This window comes from Pontibacter burrus (assembly GCF_010686685.1).
Taxonomy (GTDB): domain Bacteria; phylum Bacteroidota; class Bacteroidia; order Cytophagales; family Hymenobacteraceae; genus Pontibacter; species Pontibacter burrus.
Genome location: NZ_JAAGWD010000014.1, coordinates 1 through 10,719, shown reverse-complemented (window position 1 = coordinate 10,719; position 10,719 = coordinate 1). Strand labels below are relative to the sequence as shown.

Genomic DNA, 10,719 nt, shown 5'->3' with positions numbered 1-10,719 from the left:
TATGAATTATGAATTATGAATTATGAATTATGAATTATGAATTATGAATTATGAATTATGAATTATGAATTATGAATTATGAATTATGAATTATGAATTATGAATTATGAATTATGAATTATGAATTCTCATCACTAATAAAATTGAAATAACTCAAAGGGAAAAGTCCTGACTATAGTTTGTGGGTAAAATGCTTCACTTCGGCTATAGTTTGGGAATATTGATTGTATATCAAGGTAGCTGCCTTTCATTCATAATTTCTAATTCATAATTCTGATTAATCGTACCTTTGCAGCTGCTTTATTGCTGATGAAGAAAAGTATAGATATTCCTTTTTTGTATTACCCTGTCTGGTTGCTGCTCAAAGGGCTGGCTGCGTTGCCGCTGTCGGTGCTGTATGGGTTTGCCAACTTTCTGTACTTCCTGATGTACCATGTGGCAGGCTATCGCAAAAAAGTAGTGCTGCAAAATCTGCGCAGTTCTTTTCCGGAAAAATCTGAGGCAGAACTGCAAACTATAGCCAAAGCCTTTTATCGCCAGTTTGCCGATGTGATTGTGGAGATACTGCGGATGGCTGGAATGCCTGCAAGTGAAATGCGCGAACGGGTAAAGTTTACCAACCCGGAAATGCTGGAAGAATTGGTGGCGCAAGGCACGCCGGTGCTTATATTGGGTACGCATGTAGCCAATTGGGAGTGGGCTTTGTCGGCAGCGGCGGTTACGTTTAACTTTCCGGCCGAAGGTGTTTATAAAAAGTTGAACAACCCGTTTTTCGAAAGCTTTATGCGCTATACCCGTAGCCGGTTAGGTGCCCGCCTGATCGAGATCAAGCAAACATCCCGCGATTTTATCCGCCATCGTAATGTGCCACGCGTAGTTGCTCTTTTATCTGACCAGACGCCGCTGCTGCACGAGACCGAGTTCTGGACAGAGTTCCTGCACCAGGATACCGGATTTTATGTAGGCGCAGAAAAACTACAACGCATGTTCAACTATCCGGTGCTTTTCCTGGATGTGAAACGTGTAAAGCGTGGCCATTACGAATTAACTTTTGAGCCCGTAAGCACCGAAACTATAGTTCCAGCCGCCGCCCTTGGCGATTTCCCGCTGACACAGGACTTCGTGAATAAACTCGATGCAGCCATCCGTCGTGCCCCGGCCGATTACCTCTGGACACACCGGCGCTGGAAACGGCAACGGCCAGCCAATATTTCCTGAAATATAGCGTTGCAGGTATATTCATAAAAACAACCCACGTATGGTCCGGATCGGGAACTATAGTAAAAGCTACAACCACAGACTGGTGCTGCAGGTACCGGCGCTGGAACTGGAAACCGGCATTTACTGGCTGAAAGGGGAGAATGGAAGCGGCAAAACGACTTTCCTGAAATCTGTGGCAGGCCTTTTACCTTTTGAAGGAACTATAGCTGTGCAGGGCGTAAGTATCAAGAAAAATCCCATCAACTATAGGCAATTGGTAAGTTACGCCGAAGCCGAACCACTTTACCCAACTTTCCTGACAGGCGATGATCTGCTGAAATTTTACCGCCAAACCCGGAAGGCAGACTCATCGCAGATCAATACATTAGCAGAAGCTTTGGGAGTTAGTAACTATAGCCAACATAAAATTGGTGCCTACTCCAGTGGTATGGCTAAAAAACTGTCGCTGGTATTAGCGTTTACAGGTGCTCCCAAACTTATCCTGCTCGATGAGCCTTTTATTACCCTGGATGATCATTCTCAGCAGATACTTACTAACCTGATTGCTGATGTTGCGCAACAAGGCATAACATTCATCATTAGCTCGCACCAACCTTTCGAGGCATTGCTGCCTGTAGCCTTAGCTGTAGCCAACCAAACTATAACGCCGCAACCTGCTTTATGCTAAGCGTTGCAACTATAGTGGCCAGGGTACTGGTCGGGCCATTCTACAAAGAGAACACCGGCTTTTTCCTGTTTTTGTTTTACCTGCTTTTCGGGTTGATGAATGCCCGTGAAGTTGTACTGTACCACAGCAGCCTGATGCATACTATAGTTGCCACCAACATAGGGATGGGAGTAGCCATGCTGGCGGCACTGCTCTACAACTATAAATGTGCGGCTTATGTACTTGCAGCCATCTCTAAACCGGAAAATGGATTTCTGATAAACCTGCAGGCGTTAGCTGTGCGGAAGCAGTTTAGCGTTTTACTGTTCTGCCAGATTTTACTCGCATTGCCGGTGCTGTTTTACTTAGGTGTAACTATAGTTATAGGCTTGCAGCAGGGGTTTATAGTTGCTTCACTCTTGTTAGTGCTTTTCTTAATGCTTGCCTGTGCCGGCAGTGCCTGGCTATATGTCCTTAACCTGAATGGCTACCACAGGGCAGCGCTCAGATTACCGATTAAACTTACCGGTAACTTTGCAAAATGGCCCGCTCTTTATCCATTGCATCATTTACTGCACGAGCGCAAACTGGCGCTTTTGGTCGTAAAGGTTTTCTCGGGCTTTGTGTTCTACATGGTGTTCATTGTGAACCGCGATATGTTCTCGCTCAACTATTTCCGGTTATTGTTTCTGCTTTGCGCAGCAGCCCATGGTATGCTAGTATACTATAGTTTTGAATTTACAGAAAAGCAGCTGGCGTTTACCCGTAACCTGCCTGTTAGCAGAACAAAACGCCTGTTAAGTTACCTGCTTACCTACCTGCTGCTGTTACTCCCTGAACTATGCCTATTGTTTAATTATTCCATCGGCCTGATGAGCTGGACAGACCTTTTGCAAACGTTTGCAATTGGCCTGGGACTGTTACTGCTGCTCATGGCAATCTTGTACCTGCAAAACATGCACTTGCAGCGTTTCGGGCTGTTTACTTGCCTGGTGTATCTGGGCCTGGCCATGCTGCTGCCGTCCGGCGCAACTATAGTTTTAGCGGTCGAAGTAACTATCGCGCTACTCATCTTCTACCCCCGCTACTATAAGTTTGAATTAATGACTAATGAATAGTGAGAAATGAGTAATGCGTACAAAGTAATGAGTATGAATAGCAAGAAGTAAACTATTAGCTTACCTTTCTAACTTACAAACTTCTCAACTTTCTAACTTATAACAACTCCCAAACTATAGAAATTCTTCAATGTCGCCTGCTCCCTGGCGTAGTACTTCAAAATCATTGCTAGTGGCGTCTATTACCGTAGATGCGATGTTGTTACCATAGCCTCCGTCAATAACGGCGTCTACCAGGTTTCTATACTTCTCATAAATTAGCTCCGGGTCGGTGCTGTATTCCAGTACTTCATCTTCGTCGCGGATAGAGGTGGAGAGGATAGGGTTGCCAAGTTCACGTACCAAAGCAAGGGCTACCTGATTATCGGGCACACGAATACCTACTGTTTTCTTTTTTGCTGCTGCATATTTAGGCACGCTGCTGGTGGCATTAAGCACAAACGTAAACGGACCGGGCAGCGCCTTCTTCATCACCTTATAAGTGGGCGTATCTATTTTGGCGTAGTCGGAGATGTGGGTAAGGTCGGAGCAGATGAACGATAGATTGACCTTATCTGGCTTCACGCCTTTTATCTGGCATACCCGCTCTATAGCCCGTGCGTTGTGTATATCGCAGCCCATACCGTAAATGGTGTCGGTAGGATAAATGATCACGCCGCCATTGCGCAGTATCTCGGCTGCCTCCCGGATCTTTTTCTCCTGTGGGTTATCGGGGTGAATACTTAAAAAGATAGCGTTACTCATAGTTTTATAGTTCTGTTTACAGTTGCAGGCCAATGGTAGACATACTCAACATCAGCAGTAAACGTTATGTTTCGGCGGTGTGTGGTTGCACTGTGCTGCAAAGATAATTCAGGTAATCGTAAGGTAACAGGTTCGCAATTAGGAAGAGAAGTGTTATTTTTGAGGCTGATATAACATTGGGCGCGGAACCTATACACCCTGTTTGCGCCTTTAAAACTTACTATGGCTAAGAAAGTCACTACATCAAAAAGAAAAAAGAAAGAGAAAAGTAAGGTAATTCCGGCGCTGTCGGTGCTGTTTGTGTTTCTCTTTGTAAGCTTCTCCTACTACGCATACCAGATCGTGTACACCATGAATGTGGACACAAAAGATCAGGAAACCTATGTGTACATCCCAACGGGTGCCACTTATGAGCAGGCCATGGATTCCATTGAAGCCAGCGGCGTAATCATTGATCCGTTGTCGTTGCGCTTTATGGCCAAGCTGATGGACTACCCTGAACTGGTAAAGCCGGGCAAATATAAACTAGAAAATGGCTGGGGTAATCGCCAACTGATAGGTGTATTGCGTGCCGGGCAGCAAACCCCGGTAAAGCTTACCTTCAATAATGTGCGCCTGCGCAGCCAGCTAGCCGAGAAACTTGCCGCTGAAGTGGAGCCATCGAAAGAGGAAATTGATGCCCTGCTATCAGATCCGCAATACCTGGAAACACTGGACTTCGACACGACCAACGTGGTAAGCATGTTTATTCCGAACACCTACGAAGTGTACTGGACCATAACAGCCGAAGAACTATTGCAGCGCATGAAAACCGAGTATGATAAGTTCTGGTCGCAGGAGCGCCTGGATAAGGCAGAAGCGCTGGGTTTAACGCAACGCGAAGTATCAACGCTGGCATCCATTGTACAAGCCGAAACAATTAAGAACGATGAAAAACCACGTGTGGCAGGCGTTTATCTGAACCGCCTGGAGAAAGGCATGCTGCTGCAGGCTGACCCGACCGTGGTGTTTGCCGTTGGTGATTTTACGATACGTCGTGTCCTGAACGTGCACCTGCGCCACGACTCGCCATACAATACTTATATGTATAAAGGCTTGCCACCGGGACCTATTAACATGCCTAACATTTCCAGCATCGATGCGGTGCTTAACCCGGAAAGCCACGACTATATTTATTTCTGCGCGAAAGAAGATTTTTCAGGGTACCACAGCTTTGCCAAAACCATGAGCGAGCACCTGGCCAACGCCCGCCGTTACCAGCAAGCCCTGAACCAACGCAACATCTTGAAATAACACCTGGATGAAAGACTATTTGACAAAGGACAAAAGAGCAATTTATAGTTTCCTGTCCTTTGTCTTATGTCTAAAAATCCTTTGTCAAAATTAAAGCTATGTTTGAATCAGAAGTGCAGATACGGGTGCGGTACGCCGAAACCGACCAGATGGGCTATGTATACTATGGCAACTATGGCGCTTATTACGAGGTAGCCCGTACCGAGGTATTCCGCAGGCTGGGTATCCATTATAAAGAGATGGAAGCTACTGGAACCATGATGCCTGTGCTGGAACTCAAATGCAAATACATCCGCCCTGCCAAGTACGACGACCTGCTAACCATAAAACTGTTTGTAAAGCATAAGCCGCACGGCACGCGTATAAAGTTTGAATACGAAGTGTATAACGAGGAACAAACGCTATTGAACATTGGTGAAACAACTATGGTGTTTGTTGATATGCAGACCGGCAGGCCAACCGCTATCCCGGAGCTGATACACCAGAAAATGGATTCGTATTTTAGCGAATGAAGTATAACCAGCAATACCTGAAGCGCCGCCGGGCTTATCGTAAGTTTATCGTTTTCCTGAAAAGGTTGCGATTTAACAACGGGCAGTCGTCGGTGTACGATGTGGCCGATGTGCTGCTGGGCGAGCTGCGCCTGGACTCCATCACCAAGCGAGCTTCGTACATGGCCTTCAACTTTACGCTGGCAATTTTCCCGAGCATCATCTTCCTATTTACGCTCATTCCATATATCCCAAGCGTTTTGTCGCTGGACCTGAGCGAGAGCATCCTGAACTTTATCTCCGATTTTCTGCCTGCCGAAATGTATACGGTAGCCTACGGAACTATAGAAGACATTGTAAACAAACCACGAGGGGGCTTATTGTCTTTCGGTTTTTTGTTTGCACTGGTGCTCTCTACCAATGGCATTATGTCGCTGATGGATGCTTTTGATAAAAAGTATCATACCTTTTATAAGCGTACCTATGTTAAGAAACGACTGATTGCTACGGTACTGACAGTGGCTTTATCGTTGATCCTTTTCCTGGCTGTGGCGGCTATCTTCTTCGGGCAGTGGATACTGGATGCGCTGGTGTTTTATGAGGTAGTAACTGAAAGCTACACCTATACCCTGATCGTGATCCTGAAGTATGTCGCTATTATCCTGCTTTTCCTGCTGGCAACATCGCTAATCTATTACTATGTGCCGGCTATTGAAGATAAGTGGCCATTCTTTTCGGCGGGAGCTGTGGTGGCTACGGGGCTGATCTTCCTGGTGTCAATGATCTTCTCGATGTACATCAGCGCATTTGATACCTACAACAAATTCTATGGGTCCATCGGGGCATTGATAGGTCTGATGATCTGGCTCGACTTTATTTCGATGATCCTGATACTGGGCTTTGAGATTAATGTGAGTATCGACTCAGTTACCAAGCGCCTGGTGCGCAAACGTAATCCCGACACAACTATAGCTGCCGCATAAGTACCGCTTCTTTATATAGCATTTCTGCTATTTTCTTCAGATTTATAGTTACCTTATTTCCTGGTTCCCTGTGTTGGACGGGAGCCGCTACCTGTAAGCTATAAAACAACATGCAGTTTCTGAAGAATATTTCCCTGCAACAGCTCTTAAATGACGCTGTGCAAACCTTCCTTAAATTTCCGTTTGCGCTGCTCTCTGCACTAACCGGAACTATAGCTGCTATCACACTTATTGAGATTGAGGCCAAAAATTTTGATGAAAATGAGTGGCTGATAAAACTGATCATCGTCAGCTCTGCGGGGCTTATCCTGTTCTTTACGCTCGAGTTACTGGCACGCAGGCTCAATTTCTCTCTTAAAGCACGTGCATTGGCATGGCTGGGTGGGCTGGCTTTCCTGAGTGTTTATTACTACTTCATTCAGCCGGAACTGCGTTACATGATCCGCCACCTGGCTTTGGTGTTGGCACTGCATCTGGCGGCTTCTTATATTATGTTCCTGAATAAGCGGGAAGAGAATGCTTTCTGGCAGTTTAATAAAGCGATGTTTCTGCGCATTCTTACGGCAGTGCTCTACACCACTGTTTTATACCTGGGTTTGGTTATAGCTATAGTTGCCCTGGAGCAGTTGTTTAACCTGGACGTGCCTGACAAGATTTACCCGGAGCTTTGGGTGTTTATGGTAGGCATGTTTAATACTTGGTTCTTTTTAGCTGGTGTGCCAACCAACGTAGCGGAACTGGAAGAGACCCATACTTACCCCAAAGGCCTGAAAGTTTTTACACAGTTTGTGTTGCTGCCGCTGGTTACCATTTACCTGGTGATACTATATGCATACATGGCCAAGATACTATTGCAGTGGGAGTGGCCTGAAGGCTGGGTATCGGTGCTTGTACTTTGTTTTTCTATAGTTGGCATCTTATCCCTGCTGCTGATACATCCGATCCGGAACTTAACTGGGAACCGGTGGATGCATACCTTCTCAAAATGGTTTTACAGGGCACTCTTTCCGCTTGCGTTTCTGTTGGTGCTGGTTATCTGGCGCAGGGTATCGGAGTATGGCATCACCGAAGCACGCTATGTTGTGATAGCCCTTGCTGTGTGGCTGGTGGCAACAGTACTGTATTTTGTTTTAAGCAAGCAGCGTAACATTAAGTTTATCCCTTTCACACTTAGCATCATTGCCCTTCTGGCTGTTTTTGGTCCGGTAAACATGTTTCGGGTTTCCGAGTGGAGCCAGGTAAGCCGCCTGCGCCACTTACTTGAGCAGAACGGCTTATTGGTAAGCGACAAAGTGCAGCCCGCAAGCCAGAAGCTAAAACAGGAGACTGCCGCCCAGATCAGTTCTATAGTTGATTACCTGGCCGAGCACCATGGGTTTGAAGCCATGGAAGGCTGGTTTGATGCAAAAGTGGCAATAACGCTCGATTCCATTAAAACTGGTGCTGAATCGAAATGGACCATTCGCGAAACTTCCCGCAACGAAATTCTTGACCAAATGGGGCTCGACTATACATCTGAAAGTGGTATAAAAAGTACCCAATACTTTCATTATTCGCTCGATAAGTATGATGACAAGGGAGAAGTTTTCCAAATTGACGGCTATAGTTATATGGCCGAACTATGGCTGCGCACCGACAACAAGAATCAGGACCTGAAGCTTGGTAACCTGCCACTGGTGGTGAGTTTAGAGAATAACGTGTTGCACCTTGCTTTTGAAGAAGAAACGCTTCGCCTGAATTTGGAGCCGATTACCCGTAAATTAAGGAAAGGAACCATTGGTTACAGAACAAGAAGCGAAATGACGTTTACTCTGGCTGGAGATAAAAAGCGTGCAAGAGTTACTTTCCGGGAGCTTTCAGGGAAGGAAGAGAACAAAGAGGTAGAAGTTAATGCGCTGGAGTTGCTGCTTTTTATAAGCGAACTATAGTTGCTGTAAAATTTTTATAGTTCGTAATCAGGGGGTTATAGTTTAAGTACTAAAACAAGTGAAAAATATTGTCGTATAGTTTTGAAAATTCGGAGCACTACCATACTTTTGTATCCGAATCAAGTACAGAGAGTTGGCGGAGTGGTCGAACGCGGCGGTCTTGAAAACCGTTGACTGTAACAGGTCCGGGGGTTCGAATCCCTCACTCTCTGCAAAGCCTGAGCTACACAGCTCGGGCTTTTTTCGTTTATATGCCCTCTCAAAGCTAAGCGCATTTAATTGCCACACATCTTTACTCTATCTTCAAAGTTATTTTATTTTGTACTTTTTTATGATTTTTATTCTTGTATCGAATTGATAAACAATTTGTTATATTGCATTTGGTGGTATGTGTAGTTGGATGTTTATTCTAAAAAATAGGTTTTACTAACGATTACGAGAGCATGAAATCTGAACTTGATATCCTAGAAAAGATTGAAGCATTGCAGGCGCATAACCGGAATATGACAGATGAAATAGAAATGATTCTAAAGAAATCCAGCATTACACAAGGTGATAGAAGTACGCACGCGCTTTATAAACAAAAGATCAGTGATAATCAGAAACAGATTGATGCTCTAAGGTGGGTGCTTAGGAACTAGTGGGCAGGTTACAGGGACTAGGCTATCTTATGCAATGTATTTGTTTTAACTGTGTACTTCGTATAGTTATGATACCATAACTAGGGAGCTCGTACTTCAGTAGCATTAAGAATAATACTAAATAGTTTGATTCTTTTTAATTAAAAGGGTTTTATTTTACATTTACAAAACATATAGTTTTGTATATGTGATCTCTCTTACTGCACTTTAAATCAAGTTATCCGAAGCCATGTAATGAATGAAACCCCATTACATTTTACTGAAGCAAATCCGGAAGATATAGCACATACGATTGGCCTGCTAGCTATGGTGCATCCTATAGACGCAGAGCTACAGGCTGAATTCTATAAGAATACAAAGGCTCTTCAACTGGAGAAAGGGCAGCATCTGGTGCAGCAGGGGCAACTGTGTCATCACATGTTTTTTATCCGTAAGGGAGCGGTGGCAGCTTACTCTTTGCATAAACATAAAAAAATAACCACCTATATTTCTGTTGAGAACGAATTTGTGAGTTCTTTGTCAGGACTTTACGGTCAGGAGCCCTCTAAAGAAGCTATAGTTGCCATAGAACCTACCCATGTGCTGGCCGTGCATACAGATCTGCTGCAGGACTTATATAAGCGTTTTTTTGATCTTAATTATGTAATCCGGCAGGTTTACGAAAACTATTACCGCGAAGCACAGGAGCGATCGCACGTAGTTCGTATTGGCAATGCCGAGGAGCGCTACCAGTATTTTATTAAATCAAAGCCCGGGTACATCGACCGTCTTCCGCTCGATATTATTGCCTCCTTCCTGGATATGAAGCCGGAAACATTATCCCGTATAAAAAAGCAGAGCAATTTACCAATGCAGGTACAAGAGGCAGAAGGCATTCTGGAAAAGTTAGAGCAATTTATGATGGAGACAGAATGTTTTCGGGATAAGACCCTGAAAGTGCAGGACCTGGCCACTCGCATAGGTGTTCCCACATACAAGCTTTCTATGGTCTTAAACATGTATCTTAAGAAAAGCTTTAAAGATTTCTTAAATCACTACCGCATCACTTATCTGAAAACACAGCTAGAGAAAGAGGGGTCTTTGCAAAGCTTTACTATAGAAGCATTGGCTCGACAGGCAGGTTTTGCCTCTAGAAGCGGGTTTTACAAGGCTTTTAAAAAAATAGAAGGTATTAACCCCAAAGAATACCTGGTTTCAGTAAAAGATTCGATCTAAAAAACTCCGGTTTACTGATTGTACGAGTGCCCTTCCTAACTATAAATTAACCAATGCAATGTAAGAGTGTACTACACGTGCATTAGCTTACTTAGTAACCTCTTCGGGCTGTTTTACCTGCAAATGGGTTGGAGTTTAAAACTCCACTAACTATAGTCTGTAATCCCCAACCCATGAGTCCAGGTTTAACCTGAACAGGTGTTCACACTTTTAATTTGTCTCCGTTTTCAAAACAAGACAAATTAGTCCAAACCCTTATAGGAAAGACGCAAGCACAACTTGTAACTTGCGGAATGAAATAAATGCCTGTAAAAGTAAGGTTCTCAAAGAATTAGCTTTTAGAATCTGACTTGCCTTCAGGTGTTTATTTTGGGTTTGTGTACTGTCGAAAACAGTCTGAGTTTTTGAGTTTGTTTTTATTGGTGCAAAATACTTACCC

General features: G+C 44.4%; 10 protein-coding genes and 1 tRNA gene. 9 read left to right on the top strand and 2 right to left on the bottom strand.

Annotation, left to right across the window (positions count from 1 at the left end; translation table 11 throughout):
* The first annotated feature begins 309 nt into the window (after positions 1–309).
* The 3 genes from GXP69_RS18780 to GXP69_RS18770 are packed head-to-tail and all read left to right on the top strand — an operon-like array spanning position 310 to position 2,985.
* Positions 310–1,218, top strand: a complete 909-nt coding sequence (locus tag GXP69_RS18780; protein ID WP_163917154.1) for a lysophospholipid acyltransferase family protein — start codon at positions 310–312, stop codon at positions 1,216–1,218.
* 40 nt (positions 1,219–1,258) lie between these two features.
* Complete coding sequence (locus GXP69_RS18775) at positions 1,259–1,888, top strand: ABC transporter ATP-binding protein (protein WP_163917152.1); 630 nt, start codon at positions 1,259–1,261, stop codon at positions 1,886–1,888.
* Positions 1,882–2,985, top strand: a complete 1,104-nt coding sequence (locus tag GXP69_RS18770) for a hypothetical protein (protein ID WP_163917150.1) — start codon at positions 1,882–1,884, stop codon at positions 2,983–2,985. The genes GXP69_RS18775 and GXP69_RS18770 overlap by 7 nt, the downstream gene beginning before the upstream one ends.
* 114 nt (positions 2,986–3,099) lie before the next feature.
* On the opposite strand, the gene GXP69_RS18765 is transcribed toward GXP69_RS18770, so the two are convergent.
* Complete coding sequence (locus tag GXP69_RS18765) at positions 3,100–3,729, bottom strand: L-threonylcarbamoyladenylate synthase (RefSeq protein ID WP_163917148.1); 630 nt, start codon at positions 3,727–3,729, stop codon at positions 3,100–3,102.
* A gap of 222 nt (positions 3,730–3,951) precedes the next feature.
* Between GXP69_RS18765 and mltG the strand changes: the two genes are divergently transcribed.
* The 6 genes from mltG (at position 3,952) to GXP69_RS18735 (ending at position 10,280) form a co-directional block, all read left to right on the top strand.
* Positions 3,952–5,022, top strand: a complete 1,071-nt coding sequence (mltG, locus tag GXP69_RS18760; RefSeq protein ID WP_163917146.1) for an endolytic transglycosylase MltG — start codon at positions 3,952–3,954, stop codon at positions 5,020–5,022.
* A 98-nt stretch (positions 5,023–5,120) separates the two neighbouring features.
* Complete coding sequence (locus GXP69_RS18755) at positions 5,121–5,534, top strand: acyl-CoA thioesterase (protein ID WP_163917144.1); 414 nt, start codon at positions 5,121–5,123, stop codon at positions 5,532–5,534.
* Positions 5,531–6,496, top strand: coding sequence for a YihY/virulence factor BrkB family protein (locus GXP69_RS18750; protein WP_163917142.1), 966 nt, complete (start codon positions 5,531–5,533; stop codon positions 6,494–6,496). Before GXP69_RS18755 ends, GXP69_RS18750 begins: the two co-directional genes overlap by 4 nt.
* A gap of 110 nt (positions 6,497–6,606) precedes the next feature.
* Positions 6,607–8,424, top strand: coding sequence for a DUF4153 domain-containing protein (locus tag GXP69_RS18745; RefSeq protein WP_163917140.1), 1,818 nt, complete (start codon positions 6,607–6,609; stop codon positions 8,422–8,424).
* A gap of 127 nt (positions 8,425–8,551) precedes the next feature.
* Positions 8,552–8,636 (top strand) — tRNA-Ser (locus GXP69_RS18740).
* A 663-nt stretch (positions 8,637–9,299) separates the two neighbouring features.
* Positions 9,300–10,280, top strand: coding sequence for a helix-turn-helix domain-containing protein (locus tag GXP69_RS18735; protein WP_163917138.1), 981 nt, complete (start codon positions 9,300–9,302; stop codon positions 10,278–10,280).
* Between the two features lie 255 nt (positions 10,281–10,535).
* On the opposite strand, the gene GXP69_RS19030 is transcribed toward GXP69_RS18735, so the two are convergent.
* The coding region (locus tag GXP69_RS19030) for a hypothetical protein (RefSeq protein WP_204282096.1) at positions 10,536–10,719 on the bottom strand (184 nt) is incomplete at its 5' end.

Coding starts and splice junctions, on each gene's coding strand:
- GXP69_RS18755 (WP_163917144.1), top strand. CDS start 5,121: ATGTTTGAATCAGAAGTGCAGATACGGGTGCGGTACGCCGAAACCGAC.
- GXP69_RS18750 (WP_163917142.1), top strand. CDS start 5,531: ATGAAGTATAACCAGCAATACCTGAAGCGCCGCCGGGCTTATCGTAAG.
- GXP69_RS18775 (WP_163917152.1), top strand. CDS start 1,259: ATGGTCCGGATCGGGAACTATAGTAAAAGCTACAACCACAGACTGGTG.
- GXP69_RS18770 (WP_163917150.1), top strand. CDS start 1,882: ATGCTAAGCGTTGCAACTATAGTGGCCAGGGTACTGGTCGGGCCATTC.
- mltG (WP_163917146.1), top strand. CDS start 3,952: ATGGCTAAGAAAGTCACTACATCAAAAAGAAAAAAGAAAGAGAAAAGT.
- GXP69_RS18780 (WP_163917154.1), top strand. CDS start 310: ATGAAGAAAAGTATAGATATTCCTTTTTTGTATTACCCTGTCTGGTTG.
- GXP69_RS18735 (WP_163917138.1), top strand. CDS start 9,300: ATGAATGAAACCCCATTACATTTTACTGAAGCAAATCCGGAAGATATA.
- GXP69_RS18745 (WP_163917140.1), top strand. CDS start 6,607: ATGCAGTTTCTGAAGAATATTTCCCTGCAACAGCTCTTAAATGACGCT.
- GXP69_RS18765 (WP_163917148.1), bottom strand. CDS start 3,729: ATGAGTAACGCTATCTTTTTAAGTATTCACCCCGATAACCCACAGGAG.